This window comes from Okeania sp. SIO1H4, from assembly GCF_010672695.1.
Lineage (GTDB): Bacteria > Cyanobacteriota > Cyanobacteriia > Cyanobacteriales > Microcoleaceae > Okeania > Okeania hirsuta.
Map to the genome: position 1 here is coordinate 41,887 of NZ_JAAHGB010000010.1, position 19,140 is coordinate 61,026.

Below are 19,140 nucleotides of genomic sequence, written 5' to 3' on the forward strand. Positions count from 1 at the left end.
TAGACTTTCTCAAGATGATGAAGAATATCCTCACTAGCGAAACAGTGTAGTTGAAATTTTATAGTAGGTAAATAAAGTATAAAATCAACTGTTTTTAGGAATATTTTAGAAGGTGAAAAACTGGAAGCGAGCAAACTAGATACTTTAGCGATCGCCTATAGCAATCCTAAATTAGGTTGTAATATTTGATTGATAGTGGCGGTTTTGTTTCCAAACCCAATCTTTAATCTTAGGTGTGAATATCAAACCTCTACAGTTTTTTCTCACAAATCATTTGGGATTAGTAGTCCAAAAACATTTTGTATGTCAATACAAAAACTGATAGCTGATAACTTATAGTTACTATCATCAATGAATGTTAAGTAACCCTGAATCCTTACGTTAACTATTATTTGATCGAGGAGTAGATTTTGAACTATAAACCAGATCCAATAGATACTTCCAAGGTAAATCTGACAACAGAACATTTAAAAATCACTGAATTACTGGCTAAAAATACCCATGAAATTTGGGCAAAACAGCGATTTTCTGAAGGTTGGAAATATGGAAAAAATCGAGATGATGCCCAAAAATTACATCCTGGTTTAGTGCCTTATGAAGAATTGCCAGAGTCAGAAAAAGAATATGACCGCGTTGTTTCTATGGGAGTAATTAAAACTCTTTTAGCCATAGGTTATCGAATAGAAGGAAGCGAAACTACTACTGAAAAAACTGCTACAGTTGATGATAATAATTTATCGTTAATTTTAGAAAGTTTAAAAAAATCATCCCAACTAAATTTAAAAAGTTTACAAACAATTCGTCGAGAAACTATTAATCTCCATTTGCGTTACCCAGAAATTTTTCGGATTTTGGGTGAATATATCCTGAAACTTGGGGAGCCATTAATGGCTTATGATATTTTATCGGAAGGGTTAAAAGAATGGCCGAATGATATCCGTTTACAACAACTTTTAGTTTTGAGTTTAGCTCGAAGTGGAGCAACTCAACGGGCTAATAATTTATTATTAGAGTTAGTAAACTCTGGCAAAAATGACGAGGAAACTATTTGTTTGTTAGCCAGAACTCATAAAGATTTGTGGCAGCAAGCAAGCTCTCCAGAGGAAAGTACCCAACAAATAGCATTGGCAGCTCAACGATATCAACAAGCTTATCAAATGAGTGGGGATTATTATCCGGGGATAAATGCCGCGACAATGACAATGTTGATGGGAGATGCTGAAACAGCAAAGGCGATCGCTGCTGAAGTACAGGAAAAATGTCTGGCTAAACTCCCAGCAGTTTCCCATAGGAGTGAGAATGACTACTGGTTACTGGCAACTTTGGGAGAAGTAGCTTTGATTTTAGGGGAAAATTTAGAGGCAGAAAATTGGTATAATCAAGCGGTGGAATTAGCTAGGGGGAAATTGGGGGATTTAAGATCGACTCGTCGTAATGCTACTTTGATTGTACAATATCGCCAGGGGGATATGGAATTGATTAAGCACTGTTTTCAAATTCCTAGAGTGGTAGTATTTAGCGGTCACATGATTGATGAACCAGATCGCACACCACCGAGGTTTCCTCCAGAAATAGAGTTACAGGTTTATCAAGGGATTCGCGATCGCCTGATTCAGTTAGATGCTCGATTGGGTTATGCTGCTGCAGCTTGTGGTAGTGATATTTTATTTTTGGAAGCATTATATGAACTTGAAGGACAGGCTCATATTGTCTTGCCCTATGAGCGAGAACAATTTATCAAAAATTCTATTGATATTATCCCTAATAGTAATTGGCGAGAACGATTTTATCAAGTCTTAGAAAGAGCGACAGAAGTGATTATTCCAACTCATTATAATCTTGAAAACAGCAATATTAGCTATGAATATACTAATAGTATTCTCTACGGAATGGCAAAAATGCGGGCTGAACAGTTGGATACAGAACTTATACCAATGGCTGTTTGGAATCAACAAATTGGTGGGATAGGTGGTACAGCAAGGGCTGTAGAATTTTGGCGACAATGGAACGATAATGTGGAAATAATTGATATTCAGCAGATTTTACAATCTGTGATGACAAAGAAAGTAGAGATTTTGAATACACTATCTACACCCTCAACTCCCCTACAACCAACTTCTGCGCCAGAGGACGAAAATCGGTTAATTATGGCGTTGTTATTTGCAGATGTCAAGAGTTATTCTAAGTTGAAGGAAAACCAGATTAGTATATTTGTAGAACATTTTTTCGGTGCGGTGGCAAAGTTTGAGGTTCAATCTTCTTATAAACCAGTGATGAAAAATACTTGGGGAGATGCTTTATATTATGTCTTCTCTAATGTAAGGGATGCAGGTTTATTTGCCTTAGAAGTATGTGATCTTGTTCAGAGTACAGATTGGGAAAAAGTAGGGTTGCCTGCAAGTTTGAATTTACGGGTAGCGTTACATACAGGGGTGGTTTATAAATATACTAATCCCATCACTGGGGATACAACCTACAGTGGTACTCATGTAAATTATGCTGCCAGAATTGAACCTATTACTCCACCAGGGAAAGTTTATTCGAGTCAGGAGTTTGCTGCAATGGTAGCTTCAGAGGGGGTAAAGGAATTTACTTGCGATTATGTGGGAAAAACTCCTTTAGCCAAGAGTTATGGTACATTTCCTACTTATCATGTACGACGTTGTGGGGGTGGTTTGTAATAATTAATAATTAACAATTAATAATTAACTATTAATTATTACCGAAATATTGTGGTTTAAAACCTCCCCTTTTCAGGGGATAATAAATAAAATTTTTCATGATTAGTCAATCCTCTTCTTTTCAAGGAGAGGTAATTCTAAATTCTTAATTCTAAATTCTTAATTCTAAATTCTTAATTCTAAATTCTTAATTCTTGAACTCTTCTTAAAACAGATAGGATTGGTTAAAAGGAAAATTTTTTCTTCTCTTGGTCGATTGGATATGGCGTTTTGCGTTCCGCACAACTTCGTTAACGGCTGTCGCCGACATGAAAAGCGGGGCGACTCTGTTAAGAGCGGGAAACCTTCCCTCCGGGACGCTACGGAACGCCATCCCATCCTAAGGTCATGCTTTCCTTACGGAATGCTATCGCAAACGCAAACGACCGCTTTTTTCTCCTTGAAAGGAGAGGTTTTCAGCCTTTATTTTTCAGTAAATACTTTTTAAATTGTTCATTTAGATTTAATTAAATAGAAAAATATACAAACCCAAAATGTTAAACTAGAGAAGAACAAAGGCAATAAAATTGCACCAGTAATATACATTTGTAGACTAGCTAAGCCATAAATTATATTTAGTAAAAATAGCAATAATAAAATATTTTTTTGTTGGCGTAATGGGGAATTATTTTCTAAGATTAATACTGTTCCTTTTCCTAAGAAAATAGCTACTACAATTAGCCATAAATCAGGAATAGGTATAACTAATATTTGGTTCAGGAAATGATGAATCATATAAGCATGAATTTCTGCTCCTATCAATACATTACGACTTTTTTTTTCAGTGGCTTGGGCCAATTATAGATATTATGTATCCTTTACAAATCTAACCTTTTTCTACATTAGATTATCTAGTAATTGTGACAAATTTTAATATTACTTGAATTTGTTAGACTTTAAGACAAATTTGCTGTAAAAATAATATCGATTTCCTAATGGGTTTTGCTCTCTAACTTCCGTTTTTGGTAACAAATTAATATTATGATCAAGCTCGATAAACGCCCTCAATAACTTCTCCGCTTCTTTTACTTTATTCTCCTGTGTTAACTCTTTTACTATTGCGGGATTAAAAGGGAAATTAGAGCCAAGTTTTACAGCCTTTTGGAAAGCAGAAATAGCCGACTCAACTTTTCCCTCTGCTGCCAACTTCTCACCCTGCAAAAACAAAGCGCTTGCGGAAAGTTATCCTCCACATAAACCCCGCTTCTCTTCCGTGACATTGGGGTTATTTTTCAGGTAGTCACTCACCCGCGTACAAAGGGAGTCTATTAGCTCATCTAGGTTAAAATTCCACAGTTTCACCATCTTATCCTCACTCCCCGAAGCAATCAAATTGCCATCGGGGCTAAATGCTACAGCAAAGACACGAGCTTTGTGCCCCGATAAAGTCTTAACGAAATTGCCATCAGTGTTCCACAACTTCACAGTATTATCCCCACTCCCTGAAGCAATCAAATTGCCATCGGGTCTAAATGCTACAGCAGTGACAGCATGATCGTGCCCCGATAAAGTCTGAACTAAATTGCCATCAGTGTTCCACAGTTTCACCGTATTATCCCCACTCCCCGAAGCAATCAAATTGCCATCGGGGCTAAATGCTACAACCCTGACAACAGCTTTGTGCNTCTTACAGACCCGCTCCGAAGATCGCCATCCCACCCTACGGGAAGCTCCGAAGATCGACCGCTTTGTCAAAGGACATATCCTGCATTTGTCTTTTTATTCCTCTTACTATTCGTAACATTCTTTTTTGACCCTTGGTATTATATATAATCCAGCTAATTACAGCACTTTTGAGGAGAGTGAGGTACAGTTTAATACTCATCTCTAATCTCTAATATCATGTCCAGTTGAATACTTATAAATAAACTATGGAGGAGTAAGGAGTCAGGAGGTAAGAAAGAATAACAAAGAAGAAGGAAAAAGCAATAAGCAATAAGAGCTGATTTATAAAGTAAATATTAAAAGGATAAATACTTTACAGTGTAAGGGTTTGACACTATCTAAACCCCAAGGTCATAACTTTTGAAAAACCCATGCTAGAAAGGGATTTTAGCTCAGTTTACAAATCAGCTCTAAGGAAGAGGAGGAAAAGGAGAAAGTTTTTTTTATCGTTAATTATCCGGACATGATATAGTCTCTATTCCCTAAACTCGTAAAACTTTTTTTCTCATCAACTCCAAAACTGCTGTAGTTATCGTATAGTAAAATAAAAGATTATTTTGGTTTAGGGATGGGGGAGTAGTAGAATGCTTCGGCCACTGTAGTCTATCTATTTGAAAACTACTCTAGCAGTCCAAGCAAAGAGCCCGGACATATTAAAAGCTTAAAATTCAGAGAACGCAAGATGTTTTCAACTTTAGCCCATTCTTCTTCCTTCTCCTATATTTAAAGCGATCGCTCTTTTTCTCCCCTGGCCTATTCTGCTGAAAGTCGATCAGGGCAAAAAAATGTTACTTATACCCACATCATTTCTTAACATAAAGCTTGACTTTAGAGACGAGTTATGAGTGAGTCTTGGCTCGGCTTTTTCGGGAGAAAAAATGTATTTTTCCATACTTTTTTTTGACAACTTCAGTAGTTTTACTTAGCTAAATTGATTTTTTCTCCTTTCTACCCTGCTCCCTGCTCCCCTGCTACCCATAAGGGTTTCAAGACTTATGGGTAAGGGATAGGTTTCTCAGGGGGGTTAAAGAGATAAAAATATAAAAATTTATTCTGGTTGTTCAACTGGAAATAATACAACATCTTTTTCTAACTTCTATTTATAAATCAGTAACCAATTTTACAAAAATTAAATTTTATTCAGAGTAGTTGCAAAAATATTGCAACAGAAGTATACTTTGAATTAGTAACTAACTACTTATCTACTTACCTAGTTATCCAGCAAAAAAAAATTTGACAGAGAGAATGGGTGTATCTCTCTGCCAGTAATATTCTTGTATTTTATATCTGAGTGAAAGTTTTGTAGGCAATTAAAGTTTGAGAAGTTGAATTTCTGAAGCTTTGCTTGCAAATACCTACTAAAATAGAGTTTTTTGCTAGTGTATAAAGAATCTTTGACAACAAAAGTTTAGGTGTTGCATCTACCAGCTTCTTTTGTATAGTTCATTTTCTAGGAAATTCTTGAATTGCTACCTAATAAGTATGTGAACCTAGTTCAAGACTACTAATGTGTCTGGAGCTAGGAAGTGGTCTAAGTGATATGCGCGCTCTTCAGTTTTGAGTAGAATTTGCTCATAGAGGTAGCGAGTAGCGCGATCGCCTAAACTTTCAGCTTGTGCAGCAAGACGACGCAGAAGTTTAATAACTTCTTGTTCTGCTCCTAGATCGTGTTCGACCATAGCTCTAGAGTTAAAACTTCCATCTTCTTCAGGAGTAAAGCAGCACATTTCAGCCAACTTAGCAAAGCTAGCAACTGGAACGCCACCTAGACCATTTAAACGTTCAGCCAAGTCATGGACATGACCTCTTACATCATCATAACTTTCTTGAAAGAACTCATGGAGTTGATAGAACTCTGCTCCTTCGACAACAAAATGATGTTTCTCATATTGGAGATATAAAGCTTGGAAACTGGCCAAAGCTATATTCATACCCTCACATATGGGTTCAGTAACACTTTTTTCTAATCCAATTGGGTTATCGGCAATCTGACCAAATACTTGTACTGGAGTTGCTGTAGCCATCTTATGTATTCTCCTTTCAATTAACCTAATTTATTGCTAGTTATCTAGCTTTGTTTATTGCTAACAGTTTTAAGTCTACCACAGTTAAAAGGAGAGTCAACCTGAGCCAAGACAGCAGATAGAAGATATTCTAAGTTAGCAAATTTTTTCGATCAAACTATTGAGAAAATTTAGCAGCTATTGTATAGTCAAAAATATAGGTACTCTGGTAGAGACACATCAGGACTACTAGAATCCTTAAGAGTAAATTTAGTGCTAATATATTGCAATTGTAAAAAAATGAGTACATTCAACCAGAGGCCAGACACTAGAGAGATTTTACAAATAAGCTCAATAGACCGATGGGAAGTCTATAAACGCTTACAAGAGTTAGATATTCATTGTTGGTGTGAAACAGAAAAGCCATTGCGGGTACAGCTCAAAAACACAAATGAAGCTACCCAATTAGAGAGTGTACTAAAACAATTCACTGCTAATCGTTGCGAATTGGTGCAATTGTTACAACGCTGTTTGCAGGTTAGCTAATATGCTGATTAATACCATAAGTTAGAGAGGGGCAAAAGTAATGTATTTATCACTAGAGATACAAAACTTTTAGTAATACCATTTCACTTAAAAAATGTCACAAATAGTTGGTCATTTCAGTTATCAGTTATCAGTACCTCTAGCTGTTTGCGCAGCATGACCTAGGAAAGCATTGGGATTGAAATATAGAATATCCTCTTTCTCTTGGTCTCATGGATACTAAGAGACCTCGCCATCCCACCCTACGGGAAGCTACGAAGATCGACCGCTTTTTATCCCCTTAAAAGGGGAGGCGCATACCCAGAATTTTTCGGTAACTGATGAAGTCAAATAATAAACTGAAATTACTGTAGAGTAGAGGTTTTAAGTATTTAAAATATAACTTTTGACTTCTTACTTTTGACTTTTGACTTTAGTGAAACGGTATAAGTATTTAAACCGACCCCTAGCCGCATAAATGACCATGACCTAGCAAAAATAACCAACAATGTCTAAATCCAAGAAGCAAATGACAAAATTTATCTTAGAAGGACAAATACAAGAAGTTACCGTTAAAGACGGCTACAAACTGAAATATATTCATGTAGAGACGCCAGCAGGTAGTAATTATACCATCAAACTTGCCAAGCCTTTAAGGAAGATTTTTGCCTCAGTATTAATACCAGGTTTAGGAGTAAAAGTAACTGGAGAAAGAACAGTTTATCGGAAAACTGGTGAAGAAGAATTGAAGGCTTTAAAAATTATACCAGATTTTAGCAATAACGCAATAACACCATGTAAAAATCATAATGTGGGATTAGTTGAAACTTTATCTAGCCAAGTAAAAGAGCAGAAGTTATCTGAAACTGAACATACTTGTAGTAAATCTCCACAAAAAATCACTGGAACTAATTCTAAATGTGCAGCGAAGAAAGCTCAGATTTTAGTGTGCCAAAAATCAGATTGCCAAAAACGGGGTGCAGGCAAAGTTTGTAAAGCATTATCAGAAGTATTAAGCGATCGCGGCTTACAAGACCATGTGACAATTAAGAAGACTGGATGTCTGAAAAAGTGTAAAGCAGGACCTAATCTAGTAATTATGCCTAACAAAGCCCGTTATAGCCGGATTAGTTCATCAGAAATTCCTGATGTTATTGAAAAACATTTTAGTTTAGAAGCATAACACAAAAGATTGCTAATTTGTAGTAAGTTTCTCTGGTTCCAATCTCTTGTTGGGGATTGGAAATATTTTACTGTTTATTTGTAATATTAAGGATTAAAATAGTGTAGGGTAAAGACAAAAAAGTTATTTTATGCCTACCGAATATTAATTTCAGGGAAGCTACTAAATAAATTAATAGCAATTAAGGAAGACTAAAAAAGTGTCACAAACTAAGCCAACTATTTTAGTGACTGGGGGAGCAGGATATATTGGCTCTCATGCAGTGCAGGCCCTACAAACTGCAGGTTATGAAGTCGTAATTCTGGATAATCTTGTCTATGGACATCGGGACATAGTAGAAAATGTCCTGAAAGTAGAGATGATTGTGGGAGATACAAGCGATCGCTCTCTATTAGACAAAATTTTTGCCACTCACAATATAGCAGCAGTAATGCATTTTGCTGCATATATTTTTGTAGGAGAGTCGGTTAAAGACCCCCAAAAATATTATCACAATAATGTAGTAGGTACACTAACATTATTAGAAGCAATGTTGGCAGCATCTGTGAAAAAATTTGTATTTTCTTCTACTGCTGCTATTTATGGGGAACCACAGACTAGTCCTATTCCTGAAGACCACCCCAAAAATCCGATTAACCCTTATGGGGCGAGTAAATTGATGGTAGAGCAAATACTTTCGGACTTTGAGGTTGCTTATGATTTTAAGTCTGTTTGTTTTCGCTATTTTAACGCAGCAGGGGCGCATCCTAATGGTTTAACTGGAGAAGATCATAATCCGGAAACTCATCTAATTCCACTGGTATTATTAGCAGCATTAGGTAAGCGAGATGCTATCTCAATTTTTGGCACAGATTATTCTACCCATGATGGTACTTGTATTCGGGATTATATTCATGTATGTGATTTAGCGGATGCTCATGTGTTGGGGTTAGAGTATTTATTGAATGATGGTAAAAGTGAAGTATTTAATCTGGGTAATGGTAATGGGTTTTCTGTCAGAGAAGTGATAGAAACAGTTAAGAAAGTAACTGGGAAAGATTTTAAAGTAATAGAATGCGATCGCCGACCAGGAGATGCACCAGTTTTGGTAGGAAGTAGTGACAAAGTAAGGAAAGTGTTAGGTTGGTCTCCTAAATATCCAGAGGTGCAAAATATTGTTACCCATGCTTGGCAATGGCATCAAAAAAGACACGGGAATTGAAAGTTAAAAGTCAAAAGTCAAAAGGCAAAAGTAAGAATAATGGTGTAGTCGTGGTTACAACTAATCTTTATGATGGAGATTATTTGTCTGTCTTTAGATATAGCTTTGTATCAGAAAGCTGATTTTTTACCCAAATAAAATCAGAAATACTTCCTTATTTATATTGGATCATATGTAATTCGGGCTTGCTGATTAAATCTAAAAGCATTGACATATAAAGACAAGTGCCTTTTTGGGGTCGAAAAAAGTACCTGTTTTTAAGCTCTTGATGCTCAAAAAGGAGCGTATTTTAGGCAATAGTTGGGCAGAAAAATCATTCTTACAATTCTTACTCCTACCTACTCGCTCATTCCCCTAACTCCTGTCTCCTGTCTCCTGTCTCCTGTCTCCTACCCCACCAAAAAGACTTTCCATATGCAAACCCTAATTATCCAAATCCCCAATCAGAAGAAATAAAAGCATTGAAAGAAATAATCGGGGAAGAGGAAATAAAAACAACATTTCAGATGAAAAAACTAATTTTTTTTAATTTCTAATCCTAAACTTTTAAATCCCATGAAACAAGAGCTTACTAAGTTAATGGTTAATGACTCTAGACTTTCAAAATCATAAGTAATATTTAAAACTTTTTCCACATAATTAATATAGTTTAACTATTAGACATCTCCAATAATCAAAAATAAAATCAATTATCATACATAAATCATCAATTATTTCCCCCTAATTCCTACTCCCTACTTCCTACTGCCTCTTTTGGAGGAGATGTCTGTTGAAAACTATACTTATAAATAGTTATTTTGCTTCTTTTTCTGTGCGTTATAATTTTCCTAACCTAATATCTATGACAGAAGAACGACTGACACAAATACAATTTACTCAACTGGTGGCAGAAGTTGAGCAATTATCTAGACAGCGCGACGAAGAAATTGACCGAGAGCAGATGCAGCAGATTTTACAAGAGCTAAATCTCCCGACTGACTTGGTAGATGAGGCAATGATGCAGTTGCGAAGGCGAGAAGCGTTGGCAGTAGAGCAGAAGCGGAATAAATTGATTACTGTGGGGGTGCTTTCTGGGTTGGTAGTAGTTATAGTTGCTAGTTTCTTATGGTTTCAAACTCAAAAACAAGTATTAAATAATGTCTATGCTAATTCAGAACAAAGTCAGTTGACATTAGAAACAAATAGTGGTATAAAAAATTTAACTATAGTAAATAGTCAACAAAATCCAGAAGTATTTTATCGGGTAACTCTACAAGATGCACCAGTAGGAAAAAAACTTTATTTAGGGTGCAACTGGATTGATTCTAATGGTGAAATTAGTCATCAAAATAGTTACCAAACTAAGCAAATTAATAAAGTAGTTTGGCCGACTTATTGTAAGCATAAATTTCATACTGGTTCACCTGTGGGAAATTGGCAGGTGGAGATGTATTTAGGCGATCGCTTTCTCAGTCAAACTGAGTTTACAGTTAAGTAAAATTTTGTGATTAAGTGCAATATCAATTTATTGGTTATTGGGGATATGGTTTCCCACTAGAATTAAATACTATTCTCACCAAGCTAACTGAGGAAAAAAAGACAAAAGTGTTTAATTTTAATCAGGGAATAACTGTTGGTGGAATTAGTTATATTGGTGGGGAAGAAATGAAATTAGCTAGGGGTGAGACTTTGATTGCTTCTCTATCTGCCTCTGGTTTATCTGATAGTATTGATGCTTGGGTAAAGTTAGAAAATAACCAATTAATTTTAGGTAGGGAACCTTTTGGAAGAGTGCCTTTATATTGGGCAAAAATAGAAAAAGTTATTTGGTTTGCCTCTCAATTAAAGTTATTATTACCTATTATTTATGAGCCATCTATTAGTATTCCTGGATTTTATGGTTATACTTGTTTTTCTTATGTACCAACTCCACTCACTCCAGTAGAGAATATTTTTGCAGTACCAGCAGGAACAGAACAAATTTTTTTGGAGCCAGAAATACAAATTCAACGTCATTATGACTGGCGAGAAAATTCCGTACAAATTGAAGATAAAAATGACGCAATTACACAGTTAAAAACCCTACTTAAAAATGCGATTAATCGGCAAATTATTGACTTAAATTATGAACCTGTGGGAGTTTTTCTTTCAGGAGGTTTAGATTCTTCAATAGTTGCAGCTTTATTAGTAAAAGCGGGAATAAAAGTGCGTGCATATACTCTAGATTTTGGGAAAAATAGTTTTTCAGAATGGGAATATGCAGAAAAAGTTGCTCAACATTTAGATATACCTTTAATGAAAGTATCTGTAACTCCAAAGCTAATTAAAAGTGCTTTATTAGATACAGTTAAGGCTTTAGATTTACCTTTTGGTGATGGGGTGACAGTACCTTTATATTTATTATGTCAAACTGCAGCTCAAGAAGTCTCTGTAATTTTCAATGGGGAAGGAGGAGATCAATTATTTGCTGGGTGGACTAATAAACCAATTATTGCTGCTGCTGTTTACAATAGACAAGGAAATTTTATTCAACAATATTTGCAGACTTTCCATAAATTATGGGGTTATGAACAGAAAATTTTTCAACCAAAAATTTATGAAAAAATAAAAAATATCTCAGCAGAAAAGTGGGTAGAATTTGCTTTAGATGAAGGTTTTTGTACTGGATTAATCCATAAGTTACGTCGTGCTAGTTTGATTTTGAAAGGGGCACAAAATATTCATCCCAGGGCAACAAATTTGGCATTTAGTAATGGATTAGTTGTACGATCGCCTTTTTGTGATTTAGAGCTAACTGAATGGACTTTTCAAATACCAGGAGAATTTAATTTAAAAGGTTCAAATGAAAAATATATATTGAAAAAAGCGGTAGAGTCTTGGTTACCACCGGAAGTTGTTTGGCGAGAAAAAAGAGGGATGGGAGTACCTTTAAGTTATTGGTGTTTAAATGAATTATGGTCAGAAATTAGGCAATGGTTAAACCCAGAAGTTTTACAAGCAGAAGGTAGATTTATTTCGGATATAGCTATTACGATAATTCAAGGAAAATTAGGGGGGCAAATTAGGAATAGACGCGTGGGTGAAATTCTCTGGTTATTAATGATTTGGGAAATTTGGCGAGTAACAATTTTAGGAGAATCTACTATTAGTAATTATGGGTATAATCCTTTATTATTACCGCCTTGGTGGTGGAGGTGGGTTGAGCAGGTTAAAAGTTAAATTTGATCTGATAAAAACTTTAAGTGCTTAGGGAAAATTAATTACTTAATTTTATTCTCTGTAATTTTTACAACATAAACTTTAGAGCTTGAGAGTATGTGTAATTATAGCAGTCGCCATTACTGTATTTGACATATCAAAAACTTAGATATCAGACAACGAAAATTTTTCTTTCTTCCTTTTTCCTTAAATGAATTATGATTAAAAACGAAATTGATATTATAGAAGAATATTTCTACAACCATGATTTACTTGAGAATGAGTACATGAAACAACAGAAATAAGAATATTTAGACCAAATTCAAAAAAGGCAGTTACATCTTAATTTGTGATTTATTCCTAAAAGAAAAAATTAGAAATTCCATAAATTATAAAATTTCCACTTTTTTTCCTCTTTAATATTTATGTTTTTCTTTCCCTGTTCCCTGTTCCCTGTTCCCTGTTCCCTGTGTCGTCACTGTAGCAATATTTTATGAAATTGGTATTAGACCACAGGAATAATGATTTCCCAATTAACCCATATCGAAACTATTTAAAAATTCTTAAATACTTCAAATAAATTAACCAATATAATCCCAGCTATGCAGCTTATTTTACAAAGAGAATAAAAGCTCAAAAGAAGGAATGGAAAGATTGCGAAGCTGTCAGATCTGAAATGATTGTTTACCACAACTATATTCCACTAATTAGAGAAAGATTGGTCAAATCTTTATCATTGGAAACTGATGAATGTGATGTTATAGTTGAGCGTTGTGACAGCTCTAAATATTACCTCGAAGTTTTTTGTATAATGCCAAATTTTCAAGAAGATGAGGATGGAGTAATAAATATTCAGACTCATACACAAAAAGCATTGTCATCGGTCAGACAAAAACTCTTGAATAAGGCTAATAAACAAAGACAATTTTCAACAGAAAGAGAGAATTTTGCAGTTATAGAATTAAACGACAGACGTATAGCTCGTGATTTTACAATTCTGTGTTCTTTACCTGATGGCTACAAAATAAAAATTGATATAGACAAAATGACAAATTTTGATGAAGGTTATGACTGGGAAACTTCAGTCTTTAAATCCCCATAAACTCGTTTTATTAAGGGAGTAATATGGTTTCATTTGGGAAATTACCAGGATAAAAAAATATTGATAAATCCTTTCTATAAATAATCATAAAAAGAGGAGTAATAAATCTCTTTATATAAACTAGACTTGGTATAACGAACTATCACTGCTTGACATACGGATAAATTATAAGCTACTTCTTCAAACCAGATTTAGTATGATTAGTTGATAGTCATATATTAGCCAATGGCATACTCTCTACTGATAACATAGATTATGATCTAGACTGTTACTTGTTCAGTTAACTATGGTAGAAAATATGCCAAATTTTGTGACTCCTTTTTCTCTGAAATTTGCCCACGAATTACTAGAAAATTATGGTTCTCCTCTGTATGTTTATGATGGCGATATTCTGATAAAAACGATAAATCATATTACTGAATCTATTCCCTATCCCCACACAGAATTTCATTTTGCCAGTGTAACTAATGGTAATGTATCTTTATTAAAAATTTTTCAAAGGTATAAATGGGGTCTTCATGCTAATACACCAGGGGATGTTTTTCTGGGATTAAAGGCAGGTTTTTCCCCTGAAAAAATTGTCTATAGTGGCAGTAACTTAAACGCTCAAGAATTTTCACAACTATTAAACTGGAGGGTAACTACTTTTAATTTAGATAGTGTGAGTCAACTACAGTTATTTTGTGACGTATATATAGATAAGTTTGCCAGAGAAATTACGCCAAAATTAGGTTTGAGACTGAATTTACCAGAACTAACGGGAGAAAGTCGAATTGGTGTTCGACCAGAGGAATTTTCCCAGGCAATTCAAATTACAAAGTCAGTGGGTTTAAAGTTGAGTGGTTTACATTTTTATCGAGGTACTGGCACAAATGCTACGAAAGCTTTTACTCAAGTAATTGAACCAATATTAGCAATTGGTAAATTTTTACCAGACTGGGAATATTTAGATTTTGGTGGTGGTTTTGGTTATCCTTATCATCACAATGGGATAGCTTTTAACTGGCAAACTTTTGGTGCGGAGTTAACAGCAGCGATAGAAAAAGTAGGCAGAAAAATTAAATTAATTATTGAACCTGGTCGCGCAGCTATTGCTCGTTCAGGCACAGTATTAACTAAAGTTATTTCTGTCAAATGGCAGGGAGATAAACAAATAGTTGGAGTTGACACAACTGTGGCTAATTTATCTGTGCCATCTGTACATGGAGGTTATCGAGAAATTGTTAGTTTTCGGGAAATAAATAAGTCAGATTTATATTTAACAGATGTTTGTGGCAATACAACCTATTCCCGTGATTATTTGGGTAAAAATTGTCAGTTACCTGCTTTAGAAAAAGGAGATATTTTAGCTATTTTAGATACGGGTGCTTATGGTTATGCAATGTCTTCTCATTTTTTACATAGACCCCGCCCTGCTGAAGTTTTGTTAGAAGAAAGTCAGCATAGATTAATTCGTCAGCGAGAAGATTATAATATTTTATTGAATGGTCAAATTTTTAGTTAAGGAGTAAATAGATGAAATGTGTAAGATGTGGAATGGATAGTAATTTAAAAGAAAGAACAGAAACTGGGGGTAGATGTAAAAATTGTAATCATCCTTTTGTTTTTGACCCACAAGCAGGAAGTAAATTTACAGATATATTTTTCAAGAATTCTATTCAAACTATTTCCTCTGAAAAAACCTTATTTTTTACTACTAAGCAGTTTTGGTATTTCTTAGAGAAACGTTTGACAAAAAAAGGAAATGTTGGTTCAGTTGGATGCTTATTTGTGTTATTTTTTTTATTACCATTTATAAATACTGCTATTTCAGCAATGGAGTTCTATCCTTTAGCACCTATTATAATATTTGTACCCTTAATTTTATACTTTATTTGGGCAAGTCAATCGAAACTATATAGCTCTAAAGAGAGAAGAAGTTTTGCCAGAGCTATACAAATTATTGGAGGATTAATTCTAGTTGCTGTTTTAGTTTGGTTTTTTAAATTCTCCAAAGTAAAAAATATAGATTTTTTATTATTTTTGTTAGGCACTGGATTAGGAATATTCTTAATTTATTTGGGTACGCGACAACTAACTATTCAACATAAAATACCCCAAGCATTTCAGTTTCATCAAAGTCAAATTATACAATGGTTGATACGTTGGCAAGAAATTAATGGTAAGGTGAGAATTTTTTTACGAACTTCCAGAAAAATGAGTGAACCTATAAAAATTAATTCTGAAGTTACAGCTTATAGTTTTGACCGAGTTATTGTGTGTGACACTGCCGAAATTGCTCAATTTTTAATAGCTAATAATTTCCACTTTGAACATAACTGCGCTGTACTCAGTATTGATGGATATCCCCAGAATATTTTTAGTACAGTAATGCAAATGTTAAAACAAAATCCAGATTTAAAAATTTATGCTTTTCATAGTGCTAACCCCCGTGGAGTCAGGATGATAAATGAACTGCGAAATAGTCCTAATTGGTTTGGCGGAAATAATCTAATTATTTATGATTTAGGATTATTGCCACGTCATGTATTTCCTAGTAAGAATATGTGGATTTTAAAGTCAGATGAATCAGCAAGACAAGTGCAACAAATACCTACAGCAGTTAAGTCAACTTTATCAACAGATGAATTAGCATGGTTAGAGGCAGGATTTTATGTAGAATTAGAATCTTTTTCTCCTCGTAAATTACTACAAGTAGTTTCTCAAGGTATTGCTAAAACTCAAGCAGTAGCTAATGGTTATACTTCAACTTCAGATAATAGTTTAGATTCTGGTGATAGTGGTGATGATGGAATAATTTTTATTGGTATTAATAATGATAGTCGAAATGTAGGTTTTTTCGCATCTGATAGTTTTGGTTAATGTAGGTTGGGTTAAGCGAAGCGCAACCCAACAAAAACCTATATCTATCTTATCTATTCTATATATTATATTGGTTTTATCCTGCGGATAAGTTCCGCTAACATTCCTCAACCCAATCTACTAATAACTAATAACTGTTGGGTTTATCCTACGGATAAGCTGGCGCTAACGTTCCTCAACCCAACCTACTAATAACTGTTGGATTTTAGTTGCTCAACCCAACCTAAATAAACTTATTTTTGATTAACTTGTAGCCAAATTTCTAAACTTACTAATAACCATAATTTAATACCATAACGCTTCCAAGTATCCCCACGATAATTTAACCAATCTTTGATTAAATCTTGATTGAAATAGGGAGCGATCGCTGCATTTTTACTTAACAATAAATTCCTAGTTCGACGTTGCCATATTTGTTTAAACCAAAAGTTAACAGGTACCATCATTCCACTTTTTGGACGAGTTAATATTCTCTCTGGTAATAAGTCTGCCACTGCTCGTTTTAATACCGCTTTTTCATCAGCACCAGATAATTTATATTCTGATGGAATTTCTAAACTTAGTTCCACAATTCTTTGGTCAAATAATGGGGAAAGTCCGATTAAACTAGCCGCCCTAGTCATATTATTTACCTTAGTTAAAATATGGTCTGCTCCCTTAAATTTAATATTGAGTAACATCAAACGTTTTAAATAATCAGCATCAGAATTTAAGTCAGATTCAAATATATAAGATTCTGTTTTTATAGCTTGCCAAATCTCCGGTTTTAATAGCTTAGATAAATCTGCAAAACATTTATGAAAAGAACTTAGATAAGACGAAACAATATCTGGCTTTCCTGACTGCAAACCACCATAAATATTATTTAATAACATCGGTTTATTTTTCGGTCCGCCAAAACAAGGGTCCCCACCTTCACCATTTAGAATAACTCCCACATTTTCTGCTGCTAAATTTCCTAAAAGATAATTAGGAACTGTTAACGGATCACCAATAGGATCGTCTAAATTTGCCATAGTAATTGGCAGTTTATTCCACATATCATCCGGTGTAATTTCTAGGATATGATGTTGAGTTTGACAATGTTCAGCAACTAAACTAGAAAATTCTAATTCGTTCGGTAATTCTGCACCAAAATGTATTGAATAAGTATGTACTGGATAATCATGATTTTTTGCTGCTAATGCCACAATACAACTCGAATCTAAACCACCCGATAAATAAGCTCCCACTGGTTGATTATTTGGTAAATATTCAGGAATAATTTTATCTAGAAGAGAACGTAATTTTTGACCATGATATTCTAAAGCTTGATCGGCATCTTTAACTTGTGCTTGTGGTTGCCAATAAGACATTGGTGATGGAATTTTTAAATCATTAGTAAAATGGATGAAACTTCCCGGTCTTAATTCTTTTACTTCCTGCCAAAGAGTACGTTCTCCAGGTACAAAAGCACAACAAAGATAATCCCGTAAAGCAATTAAATCTAACTCATTAGAATGGTAAGAAGAAAGAATTTTTAACCGAGGAGAAATCCAAATAGTTGAGTCAGTAGTCGTGTAATATAAAGTCCGTCCACCCACGCGATCGCGTCCAATCCATAATTCTTTTTCTTCCCTATCCCAAACTGCTAAAGCAAAAATTCCTTCCAACAACAAAAAAGTTTTTTTTCCATAACTTTGCCATAATTCAGCAACTATTTGAGTAACAGTAAGAGAGGTAGAAATATCTAAAAGTTTTTGTAATTGTGGCAGATTAGTTAAACAAATATCACCCACAACAACAAACCTTTCATTAGAGCTAAAAATCGGTTGAACTTGATGAATCAAAAAATGGCGATCGCTCCAAGAAATATCTGCCTTTATCTGGTCTATTTTGCCCCAAGCAATATGCCAATTAGGGGCAACTAAATTTTTATTTGTAGGAATGGATAATTGTTTATTTAATGATAAAAAAGAAAACTTCATATTTACTAATTTAGATAATAATTATTGGGTAGTCCTACATAGTAATGGTAAGATGATTTAAGGATAAGTAATATCATGTCCGGTTAAACAGTTATAAATAAACGACTCATAATTCAGAATTTAGAATTCAGAATTTAGAATTTAGCAGGGAAGAAAGAAGAAAAGAAAGAGAAAGTTTTTTGATCACTAATTATCCGGACATGATATAAGTCGGTGAAAAAAAACCAAATTATGTAAATAAATTTTAAGCAGTTTGATTTGAGTAAAATTTAAAACGTTCCGTACTGTAGTTTCCCTTTTTTCCCCTACCCCCATGTGTAAATTTCCTCACTCATATATGTAGGTATATTATCCATATTTACTTATCTTTACATAGTTTGGTTTATTTATGCCAACTTACTTAGAAGCACAGGGCAAACGCATCTCGTCAATAAACTAGGGGTAATTATCAATAAACCGGGTTTTATTGCGCTTGTTGACAATAGACTTTCAACATATAGTGTCTATAAAATCAAATAAACACTACATATAGGGAACGGCAAAATAAGATGCGTTTGCCCTGCTTAGAAGCAAAAGTTATTGATGGGAATCATCAATATTAATAAATTTTTAGTATGGATGGTTTTCCTAACCATATCCAATTGAAAATGTGCTCACATTATCATTGCCTAGCAAAGCGGAACAGTGTTCTATCATTAGCTTTATGCTCTCACTTGAAGTTACTCAAAGCCATAA

General features: G+C 34.4%; 14 protein-coding genes. 9 read left to right on the top strand and 5 right to left on the bottom strand.

What is annotated here, in order from left to right; translation table 11 throughout:
- The first annotated feature begins 410 nt into the window (after positions 1–410).
- A complete protein-coding gene (locus tag F6K06_RS10635) occupies positions 411–2,681 on the top strand; it encodes a TRAFs-binding domain-containing protein (RefSeq protein WP_287240711.1) in 2,271 nt (756 codons plus the stop codon).
- Positions 2,682–3,173: 492 nt separating this feature from the next.
- Here the strand turns inward: F6K06_RS10635 and F6K06_RS10640 are convergent, their stop codons facing one another.
- From F6K06_RS10640 to F6K06_RS10655, 4 genes are all read right to left on the bottom strand, one after another.
- A complete protein-coding gene (locus F6K06_RS10640; RefSeq protein WP_287240709.1) occupies positions 3,174–3,518 on the bottom strand; it encodes a hypothetical protein in 345 nt (114 codons plus the stop codon).
- A gap of 78 nt (positions 3,519–3,596) precedes the next feature.
- Entirely contained in the window at positions 3,597–3,866 is a 270-nt protein-coding gene (locus F6K06_RS10645) for a hypothetical protein (protein WP_287240707.1), read from the bottom strand.
- Positions 3,867–3,902: 36 nt separating this feature from the next.
- On the bottom strand, positions 3,903–4,415 hold the full coding sequence (locus F6K06_RS10650) for a WD40 repeat domain-containing protein (protein ID WP_287323233.1): 513 nt from the start codon (positions 4,413–4,415) through the stop codon (positions 3,903–3,905).
- A 1,460-nt stretch (positions 4,416–5,875) separates the two neighbouring features.
- Positions 5,876–6,409 carry a Dps family protein gene (locus F6K06_RS10655; protein WP_287240888.1) on the bottom strand — a complete coding sequence of 178 codons (534 nt, stop codon included), beginning with the start codon at positions 6,407–6,409 and terminating at the stop codon, positions 5,876–5,878.
- A 279-nt stretch (positions 6,410–6,688) separates the two neighbouring features.
- Here F6K06_RS10655 and F6K06_RS10660 point away from each other — a divergent pair, with 279 nt between their 5' ends.
- The 8 genes from F6K06_RS10660 to F6K06_RS10695 all read left to right on the top strand — a co-directional run bounded on the left by F6K06_RS10660 (position 6,689) and on the right by F6K06_RS10695 (position 16,438).
- Entirely contained in the window at positions 6,689–6,934 is a 246-nt protein-coding gene (locus F6K06_RS10660) for an Asr1405/Asl0597 family protein (RefSeq protein WP_124142802.1), read from the top strand.
- A 487-nt stretch (positions 6,935–7,421) separates the two neighbouring features.
- On the top strand, positions 7,422–8,096 hold the full coding sequence (locus tag F6K06_RS10665) for a (2Fe-2S) ferredoxin domain-containing protein (protein ID WP_240038741.1): 675 nt from the start codon (positions 7,422–7,424) through the stop codon (positions 8,094–8,096).
- A gap of 199 nt (positions 8,097–8,295) precedes the next feature.
- Positions 8,296–9,297 carry a UDP-glucose 4-epimerase GalE gene (gene galE, locus F6K06_RS10670; RefSeq protein WP_287240891.1) on the top strand — a complete coding sequence of 334 codons (1,002 nt, stop codon included), beginning with the start codon at positions 8,296–8,298 and terminating at the stop codon, positions 9,295–9,297.
- A 769-nt stretch (positions 9,298–10,066) separates the two neighbouring features.
- Positions 10,067–10,774, top strand: coding sequence for a hypothetical protein (locus F6K06_RS10675; RefSeq protein ID WP_287240893.1), 708 nt, complete (start codon positions 10,067–10,069; stop codon positions 10,772–10,774).
- Between the two features lie 14 nt (positions 10,775–10,788).
- Entirely contained in the window at positions 10,789–12,495 is a 1,707-nt protein-coding gene (locus tag F6K06_RS10680; protein ID WP_287240895.1) for an asparagine synthetase B, read from the top strand.
- 655 nt (positions 12,496–13,150) lie between these two features.
- On the top strand, positions 13,151–13,576 hold the full coding sequence (locus F6K06_RS10685; RefSeq protein WP_124154717.1) for a hypothetical protein: 426 nt from the start codon (positions 13,151–13,153) through the stop codon (positions 13,574–13,576).
- A gap of 286 nt (positions 13,577–13,862) precedes the next feature.
- On the top strand, positions 13,863–15,080 hold the full coding sequence (locus tag F6K06_RS10690) for a decarboxylase (protein ID WP_124142805.1): 1,218 nt from the start codon (positions 13,863–13,865) through the stop codon (positions 15,078–15,080).
- Between the two features lie 11 nt (positions 15,081–15,091).
- Positions 15,092–16,438 carry a hypothetical protein gene (locus F6K06_RS10695; RefSeq protein ID WP_124142806.1) on the top strand — a complete coding sequence of 449 codons (1,347 nt, stop codon included), beginning with the start codon at positions 15,092–15,094 and terminating at the stop codon, positions 16,436–16,438.
- A 233-nt stretch (positions 16,439–16,671) separates the two neighbouring features.
- On the opposite strand, the gene F6K06_RS10700 is transcribed toward F6K06_RS10695, so the two are convergent.
- Positions 16,672–18,405, bottom strand: a complete 1,734-nt coding sequence (locus F6K06_RS10700; protein WP_124142807.1) for an asparagine synthetase B — start codon at positions 18,403–18,405, stop codon at positions 16,672–16,674.
- Positions 18,406–19,140 lie beyond the last annotated feature (735 nt).